The organism is Paenibacillus sp. NPDC056579 (assembly GCF_042793215.1).
GTDB lineage: Bacteria > Bacillota > Bacilli > Paenibacillales > NBRC-103111 > Paenibacillus_S.
On the sequence record NZ_JBHTVD010000004.1, the window covers coordinates 53332 to 78192 of the forward strand.

The 24861-nt window shown below is 50.9% G+C and carries 22 protein-coding genes and 1 other annotated feature; of the genes, 18 read left to right on the forward strand and 4 right to left on the reverse strand.

Annotation, left to right across the window (positions count from 1 at the left end):
• Positions 1-11: 11 nt before the first annotated feature.
• Positions 12-1826, forward strand: coding sequence for a right-handed parallel beta-helix repeat-containing protein (locus tag ACFQ88_RS17375; protein WP_379454956.1), 1815 nt, complete (start codon positions 12-14; stop codon positions 1824-1826).
• Positions 1827-1911: 85 nt separating this feature from the next.
• Here the strand turns inward: ACFQ88_RS17375 and hcp are convergent, their stop codons facing one another.
• The 3 genes from hcp to ACFQ88_RS17390 form a co-directional block, all read right to left on the reverse strand.
• The gene (gene hcp, locus ACFQ88_RS17380) at positions 1912-3204 is read right to left on the reverse strand and encodes a hydroxylamine reductase (protein WP_379454957.1); all 1293 of its coding nucleotides are present in this window, start codon (positions 3202-3204) and stop codon (positions 1912-1914) included.
• Positions 3205-3343: 139 nt separating this feature from the next.
• Positions 3344-3694 carry an MmcQ/YjbR family DNA-binding protein gene (locus tag ACFQ88_RS17385; protein WP_379454958.1) on the reverse strand — a complete coding sequence of 117 codons (351 nt, stop codon included), beginning with the start codon at positions 3692-3694 and terminating at the stop codon, positions 3344-3346.
• A gap of 20 nt (positions 3695-3714) precedes the next feature.
• A complete protein-coding gene (locus tag ACFQ88_RS17390; RefSeq protein ID WP_239626116.1) occupies positions 3715-4128 on the reverse strand; it encodes an Lrp/AsnC family transcriptional regulator in 414 nt (137 codons plus the stop codon).
• Positions 4129-4248: 120 nt separating this feature from the next.
• Here ACFQ88_RS17390 and ACFQ88_RS17395 point away from each other — a divergent pair, with 120 nt between their 5' ends.
• From ACFQ88_RS17395 to ACFQ88_RS17460, 14 genes are all read left to right on the forward strand, one after another.
• Complete coding sequence (locus ACFQ88_RS17395; protein WP_379454959.1) at positions 4249-5004, forward strand: MBL fold metallo-hydrolase; 756 nt, start codon at positions 4249-4251, stop codon at positions 5002-5004.
• 71 nt (positions 5005-5075) lie between these two features.
• Positions 5076-6029: an EamA family transporter gene (locus ACFQ88_RS17400; RefSeq protein ID WP_379454960.1), complete on the forward strand. Its 954-nt coding sequence runs from the start codon at positions 5076-5078 to the stop codon at positions 6027-6029.
• Between the two features lie 57 nt (positions 6030-6086).
• Positions 6087-6348 (forward strand) — a binding site (T-box leader).
• 140 nt (positions 6349-6488) lie between these two features.
• A complete protein-coding gene (asd, locus tag ACFQ88_RS17405) occupies positions 6489-7574 on the forward strand; it encodes an aspartate-semialdehyde dehydrogenase (RefSeq protein ID WP_379454961.1) in 1086 nt (361 codons plus the stop codon).
• A 181-nt stretch (positions 7575-7755) separates the two neighbouring features.
• Positions 7756-8256, forward strand: a complete 501-nt coding sequence (locus ACFQ88_RS17410) for a hypothetical protein (protein WP_379454962.1) — start codon at positions 7756-7758, stop codon at positions 8254-8256.
• A gap of 242 nt (positions 8257-8498) precedes the next feature.
• Positions 8499-9554: a tartrate dehydrogenase gene (locus tag ACFQ88_RS17415; RefSeq protein WP_379454963.1), complete on the forward strand. Its 1056-nt coding sequence runs from the start codon at positions 8499-8501 to the stop codon at positions 9552-9554.
• A gap of 25 nt (positions 9555-9579) precedes the next feature.
• Entirely contained in the window at positions 9580-10692 is a 1113-nt protein-coding gene (locus ACFQ88_RS17420) for an NADH:flavin oxidoreductase (protein WP_379454964.1), read from the forward strand.
• A gap of 324 nt (positions 10693-11016) precedes the next feature.
• Positions 11017-12495: an Lsa family ABC-F type ribosomal protection protein gene (locus ACFQ88_RS17425; protein ID WP_379454965.1), complete on the forward strand. Its 1479-nt coding sequence runs from the start codon at positions 11017-11019 to the stop codon at positions 12493-12495.
• Positions 12496-12623: 128 nt separating this feature from the next.
• Positions 12624-13001, forward strand: a complete 378-nt coding sequence (locus tag ACFQ88_RS17430) for a hypothetical protein (RefSeq protein ID WP_379454966.1) — start codon at positions 12624-12626, stop codon at positions 12999-13001.
• A 134-nt stretch (positions 13002-13135) separates the two neighbouring features.
• Entirely contained in the window at positions 13136-13552 is a 417-nt protein-coding gene (locus ACFQ88_RS17435) for a VOC family protein (protein WP_379454967.1), read from the forward strand.
• Between the two features lie 305 nt (positions 13553-13857).
• Positions 13858-14748: a YihY/virulence factor BrkB family protein gene (locus ACFQ88_RS17440; protein WP_239626090.1), complete on the forward strand. Its 891-nt coding sequence runs from the start codon at positions 13858-13860 to the stop codon at positions 14746-14748.
• Positions 14749-14988: 240 nt separating this feature from the next.
• Positions 14989-16314, forward strand: a complete 1326-nt coding sequence (locus ACFQ88_RS17445; RefSeq protein ID WP_379454968.1) for an ABC transporter substrate-binding protein — start codon at positions 14989-14991, stop codon at positions 16312-16314.
• A gap of 39 nt (positions 16315-16353) precedes the next feature.
• Positions 16354-17640: an ABC transporter substrate-binding protein gene (locus tag ACFQ88_RS17450; protein WP_379454969.1), complete on the forward strand. Its 1287-nt coding sequence runs from the start codon at positions 16354-16356 to the stop codon at positions 17638-17640.
• A 22-nt stretch (positions 17641-17662) separates the two neighbouring features.
• Positions 17663-18349 carry a GntR family transcriptional regulator gene (locus ACFQ88_RS17455; protein ID WP_239626083.1) on the forward strand — a complete coding sequence of 229 codons (687 nt, stop codon included), beginning with the start codon at positions 17663-17665 and terminating at the stop codon, positions 18347-18349.
• A complete protein-coding gene (locus ACFQ88_RS17460) occupies positions 18346-20145 on the forward strand; it encodes a hypothetical protein (protein WP_379454970.1) in 1800 nt (599 codons plus the stop codon). The genes ACFQ88_RS17455 and ACFQ88_RS17460 overlap by 4 nt, the downstream gene beginning before the upstream one ends.
• A gap of 95 nt (positions 20146-20240) precedes the next feature.
• On the opposite strand, the gene ACFQ88_RS17465 is transcribed toward ACFQ88_RS17460, so the two are convergent.
• A complete protein-coding gene (locus ACFQ88_RS17465) occupies positions 20241-21281 on the reverse strand; it encodes a LacI family DNA-binding transcriptional regulator (RefSeq protein ID WP_379454971.1) in 1041 nt (346 codons plus the stop codon).
• Between the two features lie 325 nt (positions 21282-21606).
• On the opposite strand from ACFQ88_RS17465, the gene ACFQ88_RS17470 reads away from it, so the two are divergent.
• Genes ACFQ88_RS17470 through ACFQ88_RS17480 form a run of 3 tightly spaced genes read left to right on the forward strand, consistent with a single transcriptional unit; the run spans position 21607 to position 24844 of the window.
• Complete coding sequence (locus ACFQ88_RS17470; RefSeq protein WP_379454972.1) at positions 21607-23040, forward strand: L-fucose/L-arabinose isomerase family protein; 1434 nt, start codon at positions 21607-21609, stop codon at positions 23038-23040.
• 19 nt (positions 23041-23059) lie between these two features.
• Positions 23060-23908 carry a transketolase gene (locus ACFQ88_RS17475; protein WP_379454973.1) on the forward strand — a complete coding sequence of 283 codons (849 nt, stop codon included), beginning with the start codon at positions 23060-23062 and terminating at the stop codon, positions 23906-23908.
• Positions 23909-24844, forward strand: coding sequence for a transketolase family protein (locus ACFQ88_RS17480; protein WP_239626072.1), 936 nt, complete (start codon positions 23909-23911; stop codon positions 24842-24844).
• The last annotated feature ends 17 nt before the right edge of the window (positions 24845-24861 follow it).

Here is a 24861-nt window from a genome sequence, read left to right on the forward strand (position 1 = left end):
AGGTAATCCTCATGCTGGATAAAGAACAAGAATCTACTCGAATCAGCCGGAGAAAGCTGCTCTCCTCCATAGGAAAGATCGGAGCGGTCGGGGTCGCTATGACCATGGGAGGTAACGCTATTTATTCAAGCACACCTGGCATCGTGTCCGCGTCCGTTACTAAATCCGTGTATGGAGGCGGCAAAGACAGCGATCCGGGCACGGGTCATTATTATGACGTGACTCATTATGGTGCGGCAGGAGACGGTGTCCAGGATGATACGAAGGCATTTGAGACCGTGCTGCAGGAAATTAAGGTTAATGGCTTCGGCACTTGTTATATCCCGGCAGGCTCCTATATTATTACGCGTCCTTTGCAGCTATATAAAAATACGACCATCCTGATGGACGATCACGCTATACTTAAAAAAATGGGCATTCCGAATAGCAACCTGAAGCTGTTCGTCAACGGACAACTGGGCAATGCCAATTATGCATCAGGCTACGGCGGAGAAGGCAATATTACCGTCATCGGAGGAACTATCGATTTGTGTGCAGATGTGAATTTGCCTTCCGATCCAAGCAGAGGATTCATGGCGTTTGCCATCGGCCACGCTGACGGCATTCACATCGAACGGGTCCGATTTGTTAACGGGCATAACGGTCATATCATAGAGTTTAACTCCAGTAAAAATGTAACATTGCTCCATTGCAGGTTCGAAAATCAAATCATTACAACATCCGGAATGTTTGAAATGGTACAGATCGATTTCGCATCCAAGGAATCATTCCCTAGCTTCGGGGCCTATGACGATACGCCTTGCCAGAACGTATTAATAGAAGGCTGTACCTTTGCGAACGGACACCGCGGCGTTGGCGCTCACGGCTCTAAATACAACAGCGAGGGAAAGCAAGTGTTTCATGAAAATATCCGCATCGTCAATAACCACTTTGCCGACCTAGCGGATGTCGCTATTAGACCGGAGAGCTTTTATAATTCCGTCGTATCGGGCAATACGATATCGAATGTCGGAGGCCACGGGATCCCGATCTATTCGTGCAAGAATACGATCGTATCCAACAATGTGCTGCGCGGGACAGGATTCCACGGAATCGTTATTGCGACGGCGAGCGATATTACGGACCCGCCCGCTAACATTACCGTCTCGAACAATGTAATAACGGATATCGCGAATACAGCACTGCGTATCATCAAGGGGCAGGATATTTTTCTTGCGGACAATACGGTGTTCAATGTAAAAAGGGAAGGTATTTATTCAAGTACTGTGACGCGTCTCACCGCAAAAAACAATATATTACGGGGAGTTTCTCAGCAGGGGAACGGTCTCTACAGCGGCATTCATCTGGATGGCTGCAGCGAATCGAATCTTAGTTCCAATATCGTCAACAATGGCGGCTTCAGCAGCAATTATAGCTATTTGGTACTGATCAAACCCAGCAGCAGCGGAACCGTGATAAGCGGTAACTTCGGCTTACCCGGATCGAACGGTTCCATTATGGATGATGGGGCCGGAACGTTGGTGTCTGCCAATCCTTCGGAGCAATTCCTGACAGGGGTATTAAATGTGAGCAGCGGAACGATTGATCTGAACGAAGACATACGGAATTTTAAGTCGGTCATTATTGCTACCGGCGCAGTGTCGACGGGGAATTTACGGCATGAAACGGCGCGGGGCTGGTCCACGTCCGGCTTTCGGCCGGGTACGGATTTTATTAACGTGGCTACGGCCAATGGAAGCTTAGTGGCCTCCATCGTTAATGAGACCAGGCTTCAGCTAATAAGCACAAGCGATCCTGTTAGGTACGTTATAGGTATCAAGGGATAGGCTCCATCATCCAAAGAGAAAGGCGGATAAGAAATCCCCCCGTTCCGGTGTTCCTTGCCGGGAGCGGGGGGATTTCGTCTACATTTTAGTGTAGGGAAAGCATAGCCTCCATGTCCTCTTGCGCATTGCCGATCAGCTTCAAGCCGAATTTCTCGACCAGCACGTTCATGACGCCTTCGCTAACGAACTCCGGCGGCTTCGGACCGATACGGATATCCCGGATTCCGAGACTGAACAAGCCAAGCAGGATGGCAACAGCCTTCTGCTCGAACCACGATAGAACGATACTTACAGGCAGCTCGTTCACATCGCATTCGAAGGCTTCGGCTAACGCCAGAGCAATTTTGACCGTGGAGCCGGAGTTGTTGCATTGGCCCAAATCGATGTATCTAGGAATAGCTGTGCCTGCTACGGTGCCATAATCCACATCGTTAAAGCGGAACTTCCCGCAGGAGGTGGTCAGGATGACGGTATCGTTCGGAAGCGAAGTCGCAAGCTCGCGGTAGTAGTCGCCGCCTTTGCCCGGCGCATCACAACCAGCAATGACGAAGAAACGCTTGATTTGTCCGGCTTTCACCGCTTGAATGATTTCCGGCGCAAGTCCAATGACGGTCTCGTGGTGATAACCGGTTGTCAGAACCTGCTCAGAGTCGATATTCGCCTCCGGCAGCTCGAGCGCTCGTTCAATCAGTGGGGAGAAATCCTCGCCAACGATTTTCGTAACATTCTCCAGTCCCGCTACCTCGTAAGAGAAGAAACGGTCCGCATACGTTCCCTTGATCGGCATAACACAGTTCGTCGTCGCCAGAATCGCCCCCGGGAACTGCTCGAATAACCGTCGCTGGTCGTACCAGGCTTTTCCGATGTTTCCTTTTAAGTGGCTGTATTGCTTTAGCTTAGGATACCCGTGGGCCGGGAGCATTTCGGAGTGGGTATAAATATGGATGCCTTTGCCTTCCGTCTGCTTCAGCAGCTCTTCCAGCGCATACAGGTTATGTCCAGTCACAACGATGCATTTGCCCTCGATTTTATTCTGCGGCACGGTAACCGGCTGAGGAATTCCGAAGTGCGTCGTATGCACACGGTCGAGAACATCCATAATCCGCACGGCGGCATTGCCTACCTTCATAGCCATATCCAGATGCTCCTGGAGATTGAAGTTGGAGTTGGTTAAGGTCATATAAAGCGCTTCGTGCGTTATTTTATCGACTTCCGGGTCCGTATAACCAAGCTGTCTCGCGTGGGTCGCATAAGCGGCAATTCCTTTGAGCGCAAAAATGATCGTATCCTGCAGGCTTGCAATCGTTTCATCCTTGCCGCATACCCCGATGACTTTACAGCCGCCGTTCGGCGTTTGTTCACATTGGTAACAAAACATGTGGCATCCTCCGTTCGATTAATAGCTATGTTCGCTTGCAACAATAGCTTAACAGAGGCGGGAGGAGTCTTATGTGATAGTAATCACAAGGATTCTGGAGAAATGGTGAACAATGTGATAAACGTTATTCCGTACCGTCTTAAAGCACGGATTCTTTCTCCGCTTTTTTGAGGCCTTTAAAAACGAGCTCGTACGAATGATCGATCATACTGAATAGCTCCGGTTCCTCAATGGAGCCGTCAATGACGATCGTATTCCAATGGCTCTTATTCAAATGATAGCCGGGGGTTACGGCAGGGTACTGTTGCCGTAAGTTTTCCGCTATAAACGGGTCGCACTTCAAGCTGATGTTCGGCTGCCGGTTTCGTTCGGATAGGAAAGCAAAGATTTTGGAGGCGACCCGAATCACCATCACATCATCGCCGAATGGGTAGTCCTGGCTGCTTCCTTTTTTAGATAAACAATAGCGTGTCAACGATTCGATGCTCATTCTTATTCCTCCGTCTCCCGTTAGGCCTTATTAATGACAATGGATACTTTATAGTTCACGTAGCGTGTTAAATCGTTTAGAAATTTGTCGAGCTCCTCGTTGGAAGGGAACTTGCACTCCATGAGATAGCAGCCGTCACCGCTGATTTTATAATTATTGATGATATAAGAGTGCTGCGTTTCCACAAAGGACAGGAACGGCTGATGATCGAAGCTCTTCGTAAACACCGTAATAAACGCTTGAACGGCGTAACCAGACTTTCTGTTATTTAACCGAACGGTATAGCCTTCAATGACGCCTTCTTCCTCTAGCCTCAATACCCGGTTCGCCGCTGCTTGTCCGGTCAGATGTACCTTCTCGCCCAGCTTCTTCATCGAAATCCTGCCATCCTTGGCCAGCTCTTCCAGTATGCGTTTGTCCGTAGAATCCAGCATGTATAACAACCTCTTTCAAAAATCAAGTATTTCCGGCCATATTCGTGATTTACAATATGTATGGTTTCCAACCTCAATGTTAACCTAAAAGGGAGAAATATTAAAGGGAGGGGCTTGGCTATGAAAATTACACAAATCCGAAATGCAACGATCGTATTGGAGTATGGAGGTAATACATTTTTGATTGATCCTTACTTGGCGCCGAAGGGAGCCTATCCGCCTGTGGTGAATACGGCGAATCCTGTCAATAACCCGACAGCCGAGCTTCCGGTTGCTGTGGAGGACATTGTTACCGCGGATGCGGTCATCGTTACGCACCTGCACCCTGATCATTTCGATGCGGAGGCGATCCGTGCGATTCCGAAAGACGCCAACATGATCGCACAGTCGGATGAAGATGCCGAAGTCATCAGGAAGCACGGATTTAATAGCGTTCAAGCAATCGAACGGATCGGCCATATAGGCGAAGTCCGATTGAGCCGGACGAGAGGGCAGCATGGAACAGGCGAAATCGGCAAATTGATGGGGAACGTCTCCGGCGTAGTCTTTGAGCATCCGGAGGAGAAGACGCTATACATTGCCGGCGATACGATATGGTGCAGCGAGGTGGAGGACGCGATCCGAATTCATCGCCCTGATGTCATTATCGTCAATGGCGGCTCGGCACAGTTCCTGCATGGAGACCCGATTACGATGGGCAAGGACGACATTTACCGGACGCATTTGGCGGCTCCGCAGTCGGCAATCATCGTCTCCCATATGGAGTCCGTCAATCATTGCTTTCTATCCAGACGCGAGCTGAAGAGCTTTATTGAAGAGAAGGACCTAACGGGACATATCACAGTACCGGATGATGGCGAATCGATGGTCTTATAAGAAGCACGAATGGAAATCGTAGATTCCTATCGTGATACGGACACGTTGCCGCAGAAAGGAATGAAGCTCAAGTGACGGAAAACTCCCGTGCAGAGCAAGGCGGCTCCCCTAACGGGCTGCGCTTTGCAGCGGCGCTGGTTGCGTTATGGCTGCTGTGGGGTTCGGTCTTCCTCGCGCTGAAGATCATCATAACGGAAATTCCGCCGTATTTGACCGGCTTTCGCTTTATTTTGTGCGGAGCGGCCTTGCTGCTATGGTGCTTGTGGCGCATGCCCGCTGCGTCTCGTCCGACGGGGAAGCAGTGGGGGAACGCGTCTCTTGTCGGAGTGCTGCTTATCGCCGGCGGTCAAGGCATGGTTATCACGGCTCAGCCATATTTATCCTCGGCGTTGGCCGGTTTGCTGGCATCGACGATGCCGCTGTGGGCAGCGTTGCTGGATTGGGCCATCTTCCGCAGCCGTCCGAATGCTTGGGCCACACTTGGATTGATGCTGGGGTTTGTCGGCTTAGCTGTTCTAATTGCTCCCAACGGGCAAGACGGGTTGAGCCTTATTGGAGTCGGAGCGATACTGGCCGCTTCCTTCCTGAACGCGAGCGGAACCATTGCTATGCGTAGAACCGCACAGCCCGGAGTGATGTTCAGCACCGCTATTCAAATGCTTATAGGCGGCATCCTCATTATGATGGTAAGCCTCTCCAGAGGAGAATGGGCTCAGCTCCGCATCTCTTCGTTAACGGGAACGACGCTGCTTGCGATGATCTATCTTCTCTTCGTGACCATGACCGGATTTCTTCTGTACTCATGGCTGCAGCGGGCGAGTACTGCGGCTTCGCTGCCGAACACCGTCGCTTACGTCAGCCCGGTCGTCGCAGTCGTGCTTGGCTGGGCCGTGCTTGATGAGCCGCTGACACTTCGGATGGCTGGCGCCATCGTCATTATTTTGGCCGGCGTCTTCTTCATTGTACTTTCAGCAGGAAAGAAGAGCGGCCGTACGCCGGTTGGCGGATGTAGTAACAGCGCCTAATTTTCAAAAAAACAGTTTACCAATCTGCCGTTATCTGATATTATAATCGCAACACATGCAAATGCTATGAAGAGACGAGTAAATAAATACATTCTTTCGCAGAGAGCTCCGGCTGCTGAAAAGGAGCAAAGGATTATTTATTGAAGAAAGACTCTGAGCAGCGCATCGGAACCTTACACGGGGGATGATGCGACAGGAGCTCCTGTTACAGAGCTAGAGTATAATCATGACTATGTGATGACGTACTTGAAGAGGCACATACGGCGACGTATTTGCGAATCTGGGGTGGTACCACGAGCATACAAATCTCGTCCTCAAGACTATGGTCTTGGGGGTGGGATTTTTTTAGTTTCATGTAACAAACCAAAGCACATCCAACATGTAATATAGGGTAGGCAAAATCACAAAATTATTATGCAAGATCACTCATAATGTCATCATGAAAGGATATGAATAGGAATGTCGCAAAAATTGAAAGTCGGTATTGTGGGCGGAACCGGTATGGTCGGCCAAAGATTCGTTCAGCTGTTGGATCAGCATCCATGGTTTCAAGTAACAGCCATTGCAGCGAGTGCCAGCTCGGCAGGCAAGACTTATGAAGAGTCCGTACAAAACAGATGGAAGCTGTCCGATCCGATTCCTGAAGATGTGAAGCGCATCGTCGTTCAGGATGCTTCGAAGGTGGAAGAGGTTGCAGCGAATGTCGACTTTATCTTCTGCGCAGTCGATATGCAGAAGGACGAAGTTAAAGCGTTAGAGGAAGCCTATGCCAAAACGGGAACGCCTGTTATTTCCAACAATTCGGCCCACCGCTGGACGCCGGACATCCCGATGGTCATTCCGGAGATTAACCCGGGACATATCGAAGTGATCGCAGCACAAAGAAAGCGTCTCGGAACCTCGACCGGATTTATCGCCGTGAAGCCGAACTGCTCCATCCAAAGCTATGTGCCTGCTCTTCACGCCCTGCTGGATTTCAAACCGACCCAAGTCGTTGCATCGACGTATCAGGCGATTTCCGGAGCCGGCAAAAACTTCACCGATTGGCCGGAAATGCTGGACAACGTGATTCCTTATATCGGCGGCGAGGAAGAAAAGAGCGAGCAGGAGCCGCTGCGCATCTGGGGCAGCATCCTGAACGATGAAATTGTGAAAGCAGCTTCGCCATTAATTACAACGCAGTGTATCCGCGTTCCGGTAACGGATGGACATTTGGCAACGGTATTCGCATCGTTCGAGAACAAACCGTCCAAAGAGGAAATTTTGAGCCGCTGGCAGCAATTTAAAGGGCGTCCTCAGGAGCTTGGATTGCCAAGCGCGCCTAAGCAGTTCATCACATACTTCGAAGAGGAAAACAGACCTCAGACGAAATTGGACCGCGATATTGAGCGCGGAATGGGAGTTTCGGTCGGCAGATTGCGCGAGGATTCCATTTACGATTTTAAATTTGTAGGACTGTCCCATAACACCTTGCGCGGAGCTGCCGGCGGAGCCGTATTGATCGCTGAGCTGCTTAAAGCGGAAGGATATATCCAAGCCAAGTAAGCAAGATGGACTGCAGCTTCTACTATAATAGCATTGTGGTAGCCTACGGGTTACCGGGCTGCGTGCTTAAAGAAAAAGACCTCAATAGCAGGTCTTTTTCTTTTTCGACAAAGTCCTGCGCTATGCCGCGACTAGGACAATTCGGAAGGAGCATATACTTCCTGCAAGGAGGAGGATGTATATGCGATTTACCGTCCAGTATATACCTCTAGACAAGCTTAAGCCGGACGTCACCGCCCGGATGACGTCACATCTCCGTAAGCTTCGCGGGCTGGTGTGGGACTGCATGCACCTGTTGGTTGTTCGCAAAAACCGCAAAGAAGGCTCCTACACCATTGTACTCGGTCATGACCGGTTCCAGTTTCTTCGTGAGCATACCAAAAAGCGTGCCGCTCCCTGTCTAATAGACGAGAGCAAGCCGGAGGCGGAAATAAGGTCTTGGCTCCATCGGTTGCAGGAATGGAGGGAGCGGAAACGTGAACGCTCTATCTCGGTTCCAGGGATGAAGCGCAGACGCTTGTCGCCGGTCGCGTGGGCGGTCGCCAGCGATTTTCTAAGGGAAGAGCCGCGCTTCAAGAAGCTTTCTGCGAGCCAGAAGTATGAAGTTCTTCTGCTGGCCATCCGCTATAAAAGGACGATCATCGCCGCGATGAAATCCAAGGTGGACCGCTTTACTTCATGAACCGGCCGCAACTCTTGTTGCTTTGGAAGCATAGAATCTTTGCGAAAGGGCTGCCTTAGAGGCGGCTTTTTTTCGTTCTATGAACATCTTTCAAGCTGCCGGCAGCGGCAACTGCCGATAGGATGGAGCAGGATAACCTTGGCAGATAGCGAATAGGTTAAATGATGGGATAGATCACTAGTCGGCTTGGATTGTAACACGGTCATGGCATCAACACTACTCACTAAGGAGTGAAGAATGGGATGAAACGCTATGAAATCGCACTGATTCCGGGGGATGGTATCGGCAAAGAGGTGGTACCGGCCGCAACGGACGTGCTGGACGCGGTTGCAGAAGTACACGGTGGTATTTCATTCAAGTATTCCAGCTTTTCATGGAGCTGCGATTATTATGAGCAGCATGGCAAAATGATGCCGGACGACGGGATGGACATCTTGAAAAATTATGAAGCGATCTTTCTTGGAGCCGTCGGCGATCCGCTGCGGGTTCCGGATCATGTGTCGCTGTGGGGGCTGTTGATCAAAATCCGGCGCGAGTTCGAGCAAGTCATCAATATTCGTCCGGCGAAATATTTCCGCGGTCTTGCGTCTCCGCTCATTAACCCGAATGATTTTGACCTCCTGGTGGTGAGAGAGAATAGCGAGGGCGAGTACAGCGAAATTGGCGGTCGCATCCATAAAGGGGACGACGAAATTGCAATTCAGAATGCGGTCTTTACGCGAAAAGGGACGGAGCGTGCGATCCGTTACGCGTTTGATTTGGCACAGAAACGAAGAGGTCACGTTACCAGCGCTACCAAGTCCAACGGGATTGTGTATTCCATGCCGTTCTGGGACGAAGTGTTTAAGGAGATAAGCGGGTCGTATCCGGACGTGAAGACGGCAGCCATTCATATTGATGCGCTGTCGGCCTTTTTTGTCACGAAGCCTCATGTGTTTGATGTCGTGGTCGCGAGCAACCTGTTCGGAGATATACTAACGGATATCGGTGCCGCCATTATGGGAAGTATAGGTATTGCACCGGCCGCCAACATCAATCTGAACGGCAAATATCCGTCCATGTTCGAGCCGGTTCACGGGTCGGCACCTGATATCGCAGGGCAAGGCATAGCCAACCCGATCGGACAAATCTGGACCGCCAAAATGATGCTGGACCATCTGGGACATCAGGAGATAGGTCAACATCTTTTGCAGGTCGTGGAGGATGTAACGCAAGACGGAGTGAAAACCAAAGATATCGGCGGTACAGCAACGACGAAGCAAGTAGCAGAAGAAATTATACGCAGACTGAAAAAATGAAGAGATATATAAGGAGTGGATGAAAATGACCTTATCCAAAACCGCGGCTGCTCTGTTCAAGCCATTTGAAGGCGGCCGACTGAAGCTGGCCAATCGGATTGTTATGGCTCCGATGACACGCTGCTTCTCGCCCGGAGGAGTTCCGGGCCCTAACGTGGCCGGATACTACCGCCGCAGAGCGGAGAACGGCGTCGGTCTCATCATTACGGAAGGAACCGTCATCAACCATCCGGCTGCGGAGGCTGATCAAGGCGTGCCGCATTTTTACGGCGAGGAAGCTCTGGAAGGATGGGCTCGCGTTGTCCGGGAAGTGCATGAGGCGGGAGGGAAGATTGCTCCGCAAATTTGGCATACCGGCACCGCACGAAGCCGGGAGAAGTTTCCGGATTCGAACGTGGATCCCGTTGGACCGTCGGGTCTCAGCTTAACCGGAGAAACGGTTTCGGCGCCGTTGACAGTCGAGGAGATCGCAGGTCTCGTGCAAGCGTATGCCCAGGCTGCCGCCGACGCGAAGCGACTCGGCTTCGACGCGGTGGAAATTCACGGGGCGCATGGTTATCTTATCGACCAGTTTTTCTGGGAAGTAACCAACAAACGTACGGACAAGTATGGCGGTGACATGGTAGACCGCACCAAGTTCGCCGTAGAGGTCATTGAAGCGGTCCGTGCCGCGGTCGGCCCCGAATTCCCGATTATTTTCCGCTTCTCCCAATGGAAGCCGGTCAATTACGGCGCCAAGCTGGCAGTGAATCCGGAGGAGCTGGACCGCTTCCTCGCACCGCTGTCCGCGGCAGGCGTGGATATATTCCATGCCTCCACCCGCCGCTTCTGGGAGCCCGAGTTCGAGGGCTCGGACCTTAACCTGGCGGGCTGGACGCGCAAGCTGACCGGCAAGCCGGCAATTACCGTCGGCTCGGTCGGCCTCGACTCCGTGTTCACCAGCTTGTTCGAGGAAGGCAAAGGCGGCGAGCCTGCCGGCATCGGCAATCTGGTCGAGCGGCTGGAGCGGGACGAGTTCGATCTTGTTGCCGTCGGCCGCGCGCTGCTCAGCGACCCGGCTTGGGCGGCGAAAATCCGCGACGAACGGATCGAGGAGCTGAAGCCGTTCACCCAAGAGGCTCTTTCCACGTTGAGCTGATTTCATTTTATGCCAGTACGTGTGGCAGAGGCAGCACTTGGTTGAAAATAAGAAGAGGGTATGGTAAGATACTTGTAAATTGACGATGGGAGTGAAAAGATAATGTAGGATTTCTTGCAAATAAGTAAAGGAATAAAACAGGATAAGCGATATGCTTCACATGTTTTATTTTTTATTTGCGAGAAAGTTACTATATCTTTTCACTCAAACGATATCCTCATCTAACCCTGGAGCGGGTTGGGTTTGCTGTATATTTATTTGAGCTGCGAGAAATGTAACTTTCTTGCAGCTCTTTTTAGCTTTTTTGTACAGGAGGATATTGCCATGTCATTAATTCATGTAACCAACCTGACCTTCGCCTACGACGGCAGCTACGATAACATCTTTGAAAATGTAAGCTTTCAGCTGGATACCGATTGGAAGCTGGGCTTCACGGGAAGAAACGGCAGAGGGAAGACGACGTTTCTCAACCTGCTGCTCGGCAAGTATGAATACAGCGGTAAAATTTCGGCGCAAGTTCAATTTGAATATTTCCCTTTCCCTGTGGAGAACAAGGAATACCTTACCATGGATGTGATCAGCGAGATTGTACCGGACTTGGTTCAATGGGAATTCATGCGCGAGCTGTCGCTGCTGAAGGTTTCGGATGATGTGTTATACCGGCCGTTCGATACGCTGTCCAACGGGGAGCAAACGAAGGTGCTGCTTGCCGCACTATTCCTTATGGAAAACCGGTTTCTGTTAATTGACGAACCGACCAACCATCTCGATATGGAAGCAAGGAAGCTAGTCAGCGACTATCTCCGAACCAAGAGCGGGTTTATTCTGGTGTCTCACGACAGGGCCTTTCTTGATAACTGCGTAGATCATATGCTGTCGATCAATAAGACCCATATAGACATTCAAAAAGGGAATTTCTCCGATTGGTGGGAGAATAAACAGCGGCAGGATCAATACGAGCTTGGAGAGAACGAAAAGCTTAAAAAAGACATCAAGCGCTTGTCGGAAGCAGCTAAACGAACGAGCCATTGGTCGGACGAAGTGGAGAAAACGAAGAACGGAACCAGAAATTCCGGCTCCAAGGTAGATAAAGGGTATATCGGGCACAAGGCCGCGAAAATGATGAAGCGCTCCAAATCGATGGAGCAAAGGCAGCAATCCGCTATAGACGAAAAGTCGATGCTGCTTAAAAATGTCGAAAGCTCCGAGAGCTTGAAGATTTCACAGCTTCCGTATCATACTAACCAGCTAGTCCAGCTGGAACATGTATCGGTCTATTACGGTGATAAGCAGGCTTGCTCCGACATCAGTTTTACGATTGAACAAGGGGAGCGGATTGCGCTTTCCGGTAAAAACGGCTCCGGCAAATCAAGCATTATCAAGCTGATCTGCGGTGAAGACCTTACCTATACCGGCACATTCCGAAAAGGGAGCCAGCTCAAAATATCTTACGTCTCACAGGACACCTCGCACCTGCAGGGCAATTTAACGGACTATGCAAGAGACAACGGCATTGATGAAAGCTTATTTAAAGCGATTTTGCGTAAGCTTGATTTTTCCCGACTGCAGTTTGAAAAGGATATTTCGGCGTTCAGCGGCGGCCAGAAGAAGAAGGTGCTGATTGCCAAAAGTTTGTGCGAGAAGGTTCATTTGCATATTTGGGACGAACCGCTTAATTTTATCGACGTGATATCCCGCATGCAAATTGAGGAGCTGCTGCTGGAATATTCGCCGACCATTCTCTTTGTCGAGCATGACAGCGAATTTTGCGAGAATATTGCTACGAAGATCGTTGAACTGTAACAATAGCTTCCAAGTCCGCGTGCATCGCGGGCTTTTTTTTGCTCAAAAACCATCATTTGTCCGAGGAAATAAACCCATGCGAAGCTACCATTCGCCTCATACTAATATACTATCTCAGAGAATGGAAGGTGGTATATTTGTTAAACAGGGGACTTATGCTGTCGCTTTTTTCAGGCACAAATTTCACGGGAAGACGGATTCGGATCAACCGCGGTAGCGTAGCCATTAAGGATTTCAGGGCATTCCAATTCAACGACCAGCTTTCGAGCTTCCAGCTCAGAAACGTTATCATCCCTAGTCAAGTTACTCTAGTATTGTTCCGGGATATTAACTTTCAAGGCACGTTCCGCGTATTTAGAGGCAGCCAAAACGTTGCTAATCTAGGCAGCTTTGATAACTTGACCTCGTCGTTAATCCTGGTCGGCAGGAATCTCTCCATTTTCGAGATCGGTCTGATCCAAAGCACCGGGAAGCCTCCTAGAGGCGTTGTCGTGATCAAACAGTAATGGGACAAAAGGGCGCGAACATTGCGTCCTTTTTCTATTACGAAGAGGAATAAAACCGCGAAATTCCTGAATACTATTTTTGTTGCCTGGTCGTAGGGGCATTAGCAATTAATAGAGGGGATGTTGATGGGGAAATGGCAAAGCTGACACCTTATTTTTATTCGGAGGATGCAAGAGCGCAGGCCCGGTTTTATGTAGAAGCCTTAGGCGGGGAGATCCGCAATCAGATGACATACGGACAAGCCCCGGGTACGGATGAGGCGATAAAGGACAAAATCATACATATGGCCTTCACAGCTGCGGGGGTAGACTTTTACATTGCCGACACCATGCACGAGTCGCCGGGACGAAGCAGCGGATTTGATCTTAGCCTGGAGTTCCAGTCAGAAGAGGAGGCTAGGCAGGCATTCTCCAAGCTGTCGGAAGGCGGAAGGGTCATTATGGCGGTGGAGAAGCAATTTTGGGGAAGCATATTCGGCAGGGTGGAGGACAAATACGGCATCAAATGGCAGATCAGTACGGAAGCGCAAAACCATACGACGACCGGATAAGGTTCCGGTAAAAATCTCGCGGCTGCAATCCATTACGGATCCAGGTATAACGTGGTCTGAGGGTTACTGTTACAACATAGAGAGGCTGCCGGCAGGAACGGCTGCCTTTTTTGTGCTTGCGGCAGGAGACGGCTCATGCTATATCGATGAAGTGACGGCAGCGTCGAAGAGGGGCGCTCCAATTTGCTGGCGGCGGTTTTTTTGTAATATAATGGAATCATTCTGCAGGTCATGTGGAAAAGGAAGGGAAAATGGGTATAAAAGAAATATATCGATCGATGCCGATGTAGGGAGGTGGCTTCAACTTGAAATGGACAACTCTGATACATAATCTTGCATGCCGTTTTCAGGATGACGATGTACCCGCGTTGGCCGCCCAGCTGACGTATTATCTCGTGCTATCCTTTTTTCCATTCCTGATCTTTTTGGTGGCGCTGCTGAGCTTTACCGATTTTTCCGCGGATGAGGCGCTGGAACGTCTAAGCTTGATATTGCCCGACATGTCGAACAAGACTTTATCCGACGTGTTCCACGAAATCGAAGAGACGCGGAGCAGCTCGCTCGTGTCCATAGGCTTGATTGCAACGCTATGGTCGGCCTCCAATGGCATCAACGCTGTTATTAAAGGAATCAATAAAGCTTACGATCAAGAAGAAGACCGTCCGTTCTGGAAGGTGCGCCTTTTCTCCTTAGGGACGACGATCGTGCTTGCTGCCGCCATTTTGCTAAGCTTCGTGATGCTGGTGTTCGGACGAAAAATCGGGGAGTGGCTGTATCATACCGCGAGATTGCCAGGTGATTTCTCGAATATTTGGGCTTGGGCGCAGTATACGGTTCCTCTGGCTGTCATTTGGACGATGTTTTGTCTGATCTATTCCTTTCTGCCCAATGTGCGTCTGAGATTCCGTGAGGTGATACCGGGAGCCGTCTTTGCAACGGTCGGCTGGATTGCCGCATCCCTCCTGTTTTCGTTTTATGTGAATCATTTCGACAGCTACACGAAGACGTACGGCAGCATCGGGGGCATTATCGTGCTTCTGATCTGGCTGTATTTGTCCAGCATGATCATTCTGCTTGGGGGAGAGCTGAACGCAGCACTGCATTTTATAAGAAGCGGCAAGGTGAAGCCGCCTTGCAAAATGTTCGGGTTGTCTCTGCCTTTTTTCAAAAAAAATAAGAACACGGTCAGCGATTAATATGCCATGAAGACTGGAACAACCCTTTATTTCAACAAGAAAGGGCTTGATTCCGGTCTTTTTTAGCTTCGAAGTATGGTATGGGGAGCCAGTAAATCCACGCTGATTAAAAAATAAACGTTATTTACAGAATGATGTATACAACATATAATATGTAATATACATAGTTTGCATGCGCTTACACTCTTCGATTTGCAAGCACCGGCATTTTAAATTTATGACAAAGAGGTGGACACAACAGTGATTTTGTTGAAAAAAAGCGCGATTCTGCTGTCTGCAGCCACGATTCTTGTTTCGGCAACAGCATGTTCGGGAGACAGCAAGAACGCGGTCGTTGAACCGAAGTCCGAAGGGGAGCTAAGTACAAAGATCAACGAACCGACAGAGCTGACGGTGTTTTCGCTGGAAAGCCCCGATGGATGGAATCAGAAATACGGCGAGTATTTGAAGAAAAAGCTGCCCCAGTACAAGATCACTCATATTTCGCAAACGGAAAGCTCAAGGTTGGAGCACTTGCTAAGCGCCGGCACGAACATTGATTTGTACATCGCCAACGCTCGCTCCGTCAGTCAGCAATACTTGCCCAGCAAGGCTGCGTTTGACATGTCGGAGCTGGTGAAGACGCACCGAATCGATTTAAACGTTTTTGAGCCTGAGGGGATTAATCAGATGACTTCGGCGGAGGGAGCCGGAGGATTGTACGGACTGCCTTTATCCAACTACACGATGGTAATGTACTACAATAAAGACATTTTCGATAAGGTTGGAGTGCCGTATCCTAAGGATGGCATGACCTGGGAAGAGACGTACGAATTGGCCAAGAAGCTCACTGTGAACACGGGGGAGAAGCAGTATCTCGGATTCTGGATCTCTCCCAAGCATTACTTAAGGACGAATCAAATGTCGCTGGCTTTGGTAGATCCCAAGACGGAGAAGGCTTCTGTAACGAGCGACGAATGGAACCGGCTTTTTGATACGATCTTCAAAAAGTTCTCGGATATTACCGCCTTCAGAGAAAGAGCGATTACGGCATGGCCGAGCCACGACGCGTTCAATGTAACCCAGGAGCTGGCTATGTATGTTATGCAGTCCAGCTGGCTTATGGCGGCGCAAGAGTCGCTTGGCAAAATGAACTTTGACATGGTCGCCATGCCTACCTTCAAAGACAAGCCGAATGTCGGCGTACAGGCATCTTATACTTATATGGGCATTACATCGATGAGCCAGAAAAAGGATCAGGCCATGGAAGTAATCCGGCAGCTCACATCGGAAGATTACCAGATGGAGATGTCCAAGCTAGGCGTCATGACCTCGCTTAAGAGCCAGGCGGTACAGAAGGCCTATGCGGCTGAAACGCCATACAAAGACAAGAAGCTGAATATGAATGCGGCATTTTACAATAAGTTCGCTCCGACGGCGCCGATTACTGCGTACGATGAGTTCGTGGTGGAAGACGGATTGGAGAAAACCCAGCTACGAGACATGGTGAAAGGCTTGACCGACCTCAATACCGGATTGAGAATGGCGGAAGAAATCGCCAACCAGAAAATTTCATCTTCAAAGTAGGCATGTAAGCCCATAAATTCATGATTCGGAGGAATATCCATGATCTTGAGAAGAGGATTGCCTGGAATGCTGATCGCTGTCCTGTTGACTGTCTCCGCTTGTACCGGAAGCCCGGAGAAGACTGAGCAGGAGGCCTCTCTTAAAGATGTTCCTGATACACCGAAGACCCCGGTGGAGATTGCTTTTTACAGCTCGAGCAAGGAGCCTTTGTTCGTTGAAGCCGTAAGAAAAAAATTTCCCGACTATACGATCAAATATATTCAGAAGGGGGCGGGATACTCGTTTCCGGAAATGATCGCGAGCAATCAAACCTTCGATATTTACGTCGAGAGCGCCAGAACCTACGCCAGAGATTTGCTTGGAGCGAAGCTGGAGTTAGATTTGACCGACCTTTCGAAGAAGCATCAAATCGATCTGAACCGGTTCGACAAAAACGGATTGGAGCAAATGAAGTCCGCCGGAGGATTGTACGGTCTCCCTATTTATGGAAGCGGCATGGTCTTATATTATAATAAAGAAATATTCGACCGTTTCGGAGTTCCTTATCCAAAGGACGGCATGACCTGGGAAGAGACGTACGAGCTCGCCAAGAAGCTGACGCGCGTCGATAACCAGCCGTATTACGGGTATTGGCTTAAGACGAAAAGCTATTTACGCAAAAATCAATACTCGCTTCCTTTTGTCGACATGAAGACCGAAACGGCAGTGATCAATAACGAGAAGTGGAAAAGAACGATCGAGACCGTCTTCCAAAAGTTCAGCGCCATCGAAGGAATGGAAGGAAAGTTCGGAACGCAATGGCCGGGCTCGGACGTCTTTTATAAAAATAAGGATGTCGCGATGTATGTAACCGATTCCGATATGCATCAGGGCGTTAAGGAAATGCGGGACATGAAGTGGGATATGGTCTCCCTTCCAAGCTTCAGCGATGCGCCGGGAATCGGTCCGCAGATTATGTATACTTATTTGGGAATCCCATCATTTAGCAAGCATCAAGACGAGGCGATGAAGATTATTCAATATTTAACGTCGGACGAATTCCAAATGCAGCTGTCGAAGCAAGGCTTTCTGACCTCGCTGAACAATCAGGAAATTTTGAAAGCAATCGGCCAGGATACGCCGGATAAGGACAAAAACTTGAAGGCCATCTATTATAATACGTTCGCCCCTTCAGGCCCGACTACCAAATACGACGAATATGTAATAGAGGATGGAATCGACAACGTGGCACTGCGGGAGCTGGTGAATCAAAAGCTGGATCTCAACACGATGATTCGCAAGGCGGAGGAGCTCGGCAACCAATCCATCCAGAAAAATAAAAACTAGACAGATATAGAAGGTGTGAACGATGGAACTACCCAAAATCGATACGTCCAACCTGTGGGACAAAACATACTCCATATTAAAGGATCAAATCATCCGGCGCCGATTCTCGCCGAACGAGAAGCTTTCCATTCCCGAGCTGGCCGATCAGCTGGGTGTGAGCCGGACACCGGTCCGTGACGCATTAAACCGGCTCGAGATGGAGCGGCTTGTCAAAACCGTCTCCAAGGTAGGCACATTTGTCGTGGCCATAAGCAGCGAAGACATCAAGGACATTATGGATACACGGCTCATGCTTGAATTTTGGGTGATCGACAAGCTTGCCTCGGTGAGCAAGGACGCAGTACAAGCAGGTGTGAGCAGGATGCAAACCATCATTGACCTTTCGTTGCAAAAGATCGACGCCGAGCCGTTGCGCGATTATTTGCATGCCGATTATAATCTGGCCTTTCATATCGAGTTCATGAAGCTTGGGCAAAACCGGAACAACATCGATATTTACTTGAAGCTCATGGACTACAGATTCATTATGACGAAATCGTCGATCGTTTCCTCCGAAATGGTCAAAGTGGCGCAAGCGCAGCATCAAACGATCGTCGATGCGGTGAAGAGCGGTAATGTGGACGATATTCGCAGTGTAATCCGATTGCATCTGGACGATTCGGAGCGGCGATTGCTGAAGGCGATTCATGAGAACGGAGGGACAATATGACCGACGCAAGCGATCTGATCCGGTATGTCGGCGGGAAGTCGGCCAACACCGATTATCACGACGGGCAGCTAAGACCCGTCGTCGGTACGCATAATTATCAGGTGCTGCGCGCCAATCGCTCCCGGCCGGAGCTTGCCGACGATTTGGGCTGGACGTACAATCATGCCCCGATGCTGGCTCATTGGAACGGTACATTTTATTTGGAATATTTAAGCAATCCGGAGTCGGAGCACGTTCCGCCTGGACATACGCTGTTGACCACATCCAAGGATGGAGTCCATTGGGAGAAACCAAGGGTAGTATTTCCGGCCATTCAAATTCCTGAGGGCGTATACCAAAACCAGGATGCTCCGGAGCTGCCCCCTGGCAGCTACGCAGTGATGCATCAACGGATGGGATTTTATGAAGCGCCGAACGGCAAACTATTGGTGCTTGGTTTTTATGGGATTTGTCCTGCCTACCGGGTGCATCCGAACGATGGCAACGGGATAGGCCGTGTGGTTAGAGAAGTCAAGCGGGATGGCAGCTGGGGGCCGATCTATTATTTGCGTTACAACCTTCATGCGGGTTGGAACGAGACGAATACCGGGTTTCCTTGGTATCGGACTTCTGAGGATTCCCAATTCATCGAAGCGTGCGAGGCATTGCTGTCCGATAAGCTGGTAACGATGCAGTGGTGGGAGGAGGACCGGAGCCGGGACGGGTTCTACAGCATAACGGGAGGCAAGGCAGCCTCAACGTACCGTTTGCCGGACGGCAGGGTTATTGCCGTCTTTAAGTCCTCCAAGGCTGCCGTGACAGAAGATGACGGTATGACGTGGTCAAAGCTGTGCGATGTGCCGTCGTTCATCATGGCGGGAGCTAAAATATGGGGGCAGAAGACGGCGGACGGCATGTATGCGCTAGTATACAACCCAACGCCGACAGGAAAATACCGTTGGCCGCTTGCCGTTGTCACCAGCGACGACGGTTTGGAATTCGACCACATGGCGGTCATTCACGGGGACGTTTCTCCGATGCGTTTCCCCGGTCAATACAAGGACTACGGTCCCCAGTACATCCGGGGGATCGAAGCGGGGAGCGATACGCCGACAGGGAATGAAATGTGGCTAACCTACAGTGTGAATAAAGAAGATATATGGGTAAGCCGCGTACCGGTGCCTGTGGAGCTGCGTGTAGAGAAGCCGGTCCGGGACACCTTCGACGATATGCCTGTAGGGAGCCACGTCCAAGGCTGGAATATTTACAGCTGCCAATGGGCGCAGGTTTCGGTAGCGCCATTCCCTTCGCCAAGCAATAAGAGCTTAAGGCTGCATAACAAGGATCCATATGATTATAGTAAAGCAGTCCGCGTGTTCCCTGAAAGCCGCAAAGTACGGATTCAATGGAAGCTGCTGGCCGCTCAATCCGATACGGGGCTGCTGCAAATCGAAGTTTGCGACTACAAGGGAACGATTCCGCTTCGTCTGATCGTTGACAAGGATGGATGGATCAAAGTGCAGCACGGATTCATCCATAACGTCGTGGCCTACGAGCCGGATACTTGGTATGAGGTTGTTCTGAACATTGATGCTTCCAAGCAAAAGTACGAAATCATCATTGGCGATGTTCGCAAAATATATAGCTTCTTCGCGCCGGTTCTGTCGGTGGAACGCCTTGTGTTTCGAACGGGTGCCTTCCGGAGAGAGCCGAATCTCGATTCGCCTTTAGAGTTTGACGCTTTGCCCGGAGCCGACGATCCCGTACGGGAGGCTGTCTATTATATTCAGTATGTTGAGACATCGGAGCATGTGTAGCGCGGTGAGCTCTACGGCAAGCATAACATGAGTTGAAGCCCCTGGAAGTGAATCCAGGGGCTTCTTTGGCATGCGGTTCAATACTTATGCGATTTTTATGCTATTGGACGGGAGGAGTGGCGTTCGACCAAGCGGGTGTCGATACTCATCTTCGTTTTTACCTGCTGTACCGATTCGATTGAGTCAATCACAAGATCGACGGCGTGATAAGCCAGCCTCGCCTTCTCTACATGAACGGTCGTCAGCTCAGGGTGGACTATGACTGCTTCGGAGATGTTATCAAAGCCGACGACCGAGGCGTCCTCCGGAACACGGTAACCCAGCTCGGTCAGCGTCTTCATGGCGCTGATGGCAATGTAATCGCACTCGCAGAAGAAAGCGGTAGGAAGCGAGCGTCCGGCGCAAAGGAACGATTCCAGCTGCGCCTTCAACGACCTCTGGGAAGAGAGGATTGTCGGCGCAGCGGAGAACACTTGTGCCGGCATTATTTCCAGCTCGTACTCGCGCAAGGCGGCCTTAAAGCCGTTTTGACGCTCTTCGAAGTTATGGATACGTATATTCGAAGCGATGTATCCGATATTCCGGTGACCGCTGCGGCACAGGTAAGCGCCGGCCTGGTAAGCGCCCATGTAGTTGTTGATTTCAACAAAATGCACAGGCAGCGTATCGAAGCAAGTGTCTAGCACTACCAAATGCGGCCCCAGCATGCCGGCGATGTCCGTGATTTGCCCGCGGTTCAGGTTCGTACCTAGCAGTACGACGCCACCGCCGGGGCGTTCCTGGGCAAGAGCCATAAGCTCGCGATCAAAAAACTCCATGTCGATGGAGGAGAAAATAAGCGAGTACCCTTTAGTGCGGCACCGTTCTTCAATGTAATGTATGATCTCGCGAAAGAACGGCTGCTGATAATACTGCTCCAACACGATGCCGGAATTGGCCAGGACAAGAAAGGTCAGCAATTTGGTTTGCGGCTCTGTTGAGGCGGACATCTTGGCTTTCGGAAGGTAGCCGTTTTCCCTGGCAACTTGCAAAATCCGTTCGCGGGTTTCGGGACCAATACCCGGCTTTCCACTGAAGGCGAGGGAGACGGCTGATTTGGACACGCCGGCCAGTTGGGCTATATCTTCCATTTTCATTTTGATTGCTCCGTTTCCAAGTACATATCGTTTAGATTAGTTTAGTTTACATGTTTTAGTAAAAAAACTCAACAACCATCTAGAATTATTAAGTTCATATCCAGAATTTTAGTTATATTTAGTTGAAATGATGCGTAATTTGTATAAATAAAGCGTTGACAGTTATTTTTTGGAATGTTACGATGAGTTTGTGAAGGTTAATGACACTAAACAGTTTAGTTTATTTGTGAGTAACATTCTATTGATATTATGGATAATAGTTTAGTTGTTTAGTAGAGTTGGTTTCCTTGTTTCTTAATTCCTACCCTAGAAGGAGAAATGCTGGATGAACAAATTAAAGCTGGGCTATGCGCCTACGCGCCGGTTTGTTTTTAGCGCTGAAGACGCATTCAAGTACAAAGTTTTGATACGCGAGAAGATAGAGAGCATCGGATTGGATATCGACATCGTTGACTTGGAAGGTCTTAATTCCGAAGGGCTGCTGTACGACGATCACATCAACGCTGATGAGATTATCGAGCGGTTCAGGCAGGAGAGAGTGGACGCCGTATTTTTCCCGCATTGTAACTTCGGCACAGAAGATACCGTTGCCCGGGTCGGCAAGGCGCTCGGCAAGCCAGTGCTGCTCTGGGGGCCAAGGGACGAGGCTCCGCTGGAGGACGGTATGCGGCTGCGGGATACGCAATGCGGCTTGTTCGCCACCGGCAAGGTGCTTCGCCGCTTTAACGTACCGTTCACCTACGTGACGAACAGCAGGGTGAACGATCCGGTGTTCGAGCGCGGCTTCACGAATTTCATTGCCGCAGCCAATGTCGTCCGGCAGTTCCGCAGCCTGCGCATTCTGCAGATCGGACCGCGTCCGTCTTCATTCTGGACGATGATGTGTAACGAAGGCGAGCTGCTGGAGCAGTTCGGCATCGAGATTCACCCGATAACGCTGGTCGACATTCAGCGGGCTTCGCAGCAGATCGAGAAAGGGAACGGCTCGGAGCTTGCCGAGGCCGTCGACTATATCAAGGCGAAGCTGGATTACTCCGAGGTTACGGAGGGAGACGTGAAGCGAATCGCCGCCTTGAAGGTAGCCATGCGCAGGTATGCACAGCAAACCGGCAGCTCGGCCATTGCCATTCAATGCTGGTCCTCCCTCCAGGATGCGATGGGCATTATGCCTTGTCTGGCGAATGCGATACTGACCGATGAGCAAATTCCGGTCACCTGTGAAACCGATATTCACGGTGCGGTTACCTCGGTTATGGTGCAGGCAGCGACGATGAATCAAGCGCCGACGTTTTTCGCAGATTTGACCGTGCGTCACCCTGACAATCCGAACGGCGAGCTGCTGTTCCACTGCGGCAATTTCCCGCTATCGTTATCAGTAGAAGAAAAGCCGAAGCTGCGCAAGCATTTTCTGTTCGACGATCATTCTCCGGGTACGCACGAAGGCGAGATTCGCGGCGGGGACATGACGCTGGCCCGTTTTGACGGGGATCACGGGGAATATCAGCTGTTCCTGGGCCGTGCTCGCGGCATACAAGGTCCATACACCCGGGGCTCCTACGTGTGGGTGGAAGTGAACGATTGGCCTTTGTGGGAAGAGAAGCTCGTAAAAGGCCCGTACGTTCATCATTCCGTCGGCATACATGCCAATGCAATCCCGGCTTTATATGAAGCCTGTCAATACATACCGGGCTTGAAGCCGGATCCTGTCGATCCGACCGAGCAGCAAATTCAAGCCTGGCTGCGTGGCGCAAGCATGTAAGGGAGGGACGACCAACGAGATGACAAATAAGGATTTGAAGCTGAAGGCCATCCAAATTCGCATGGATCTGCTGAAAATGATTCACCGGGCCAAAACGGGGCACACCGGCGGCTCGCTGAGCAATACGGATATTTTGACGGTTTTGTATTATAAAATCATGAATATCGATCCAAGCCGGCCGAAATGGGAGGACCGTGACCGGTTCATAGCCAGCAAGGGCCACTCGGTGGAGTCGCTCTGGTGCATCCTCGCCGACCGCGGCTTCTTCCCCAAAGAAGAGCTGGAGACGTTCAGCCAATTCGGAACGCGGCTGATCGGCCATCCGAACAATAAAGTGCCTGGCATCGAGATGAACACAGGCGCTCTGGGACACGGGCTCTCTATCTCGGTAGGGATGGCGCTTGCGGCAAAGCGCGACGGCAAAGGCTACCGCGTCTTCTGCTTAATGGGGGACGGGGAGCAGGCAGAAGGTTCTGTCTGGGAAGCGGCTATGGCCGGCGCTCACTATAAGCTCGATAATTTGGTCGCTCTGATCGACCGGAACCGGCTGCAGATCAGCGGGACGACCGAGGAAGTAATGGGACTCGATCCGCTTGATGAGAAGTGGTCGGCCTTCGGCTGGAATGTGGTTTCGCTGGACGGCAATAGCGTCGATTCGCTTGTCGAGGCTTTGGAGGCGGTTCCAACGCATGCCGGGAAGCCGACCTTAATATTAGCCAACACCGTGAAAGGCAAAGGCGTATCGTTCGCGGAAAATGTGCCTCATTGGCACCATCACGTGCCGAACGACGCTGAACTCGAACGGGCGCTCGACGAGCTGTCGGCGCAGCTGGAAGCTTACCAACAGGAAGGGCAGGTGCGATTGTAGATGAACACCATACCGAACCGGCAAGCTCTTTGCGAGACGCTGCTTGAGCTGGCTCAAACGGACCGCGACATCATGGTTCTCGCCAGCGATTCTCGGGGGTCGGCTGCCATGGCGCCGTTCGCCAAGGCGTATCCCGAGCAATTCGTGGAGGTTGGCATCGCGGAGCAAAATATCGTCGGCATTTCGGCCGGCCTCGCCCATAGCGGCAAAAAGCCGTTCGTCACGTCGCCTGCCTGCTTCCTGAGCATGCGCAGTATCGAGCAAATCAAGGTTGACGTCGCTTATTCCGGCACGAACGTCAAGCTTGTCGGCATTAGCGGCGGCGTCAGCTACGGAGCGCTCGGCATGTCTCACCATTCCGTGCAGGATGTAGCGGTATGCCGAGCGATTCCGGGTCTTGCCGTCATTCTTCCGGCGGACCGGCACGAGACGAAGCGCATGACCGAAGCGCTCGTGCAACACGAGGGTGGCGTCTATGTCCGCATCGGACGCAACCCGGTGGAGGATGTGTATGAGTCGGATGACTACGAATTCGTCATCGGCAAAGCGGTAACGATGCGCGATGGAGCGGATCTGACGATTATCGCAGCCGGAGAAACGGTGCGGGTGGCGCTGGACGCACACACCGCACTGAAGGAAGCCGGTGTATCATGCCGGGTGCTCAATATGCACACCATCAAGCCGCTGGATGAAGAAGCGATTATCCGGGCGGCACGGGAGACCGGGCATATTATTACAGTGGAGGAGCACAGCATCCATGGCGGTCTCGGCTCCGCCGTTGCAGAAACGGTAGTCCAGCACCAGCCGGTGCCGATACGGATTCTTGGAATTCCGGATGAGCCTGCGATCGCAGGCAAAACCGCGGAAGTGTTCAAGCACTACGGGATCAGCGCGGACAACATCAAGCGCATAGCGCTTGAGATGCTTGGCAGATAGGTGATAGGAGCTGCTCA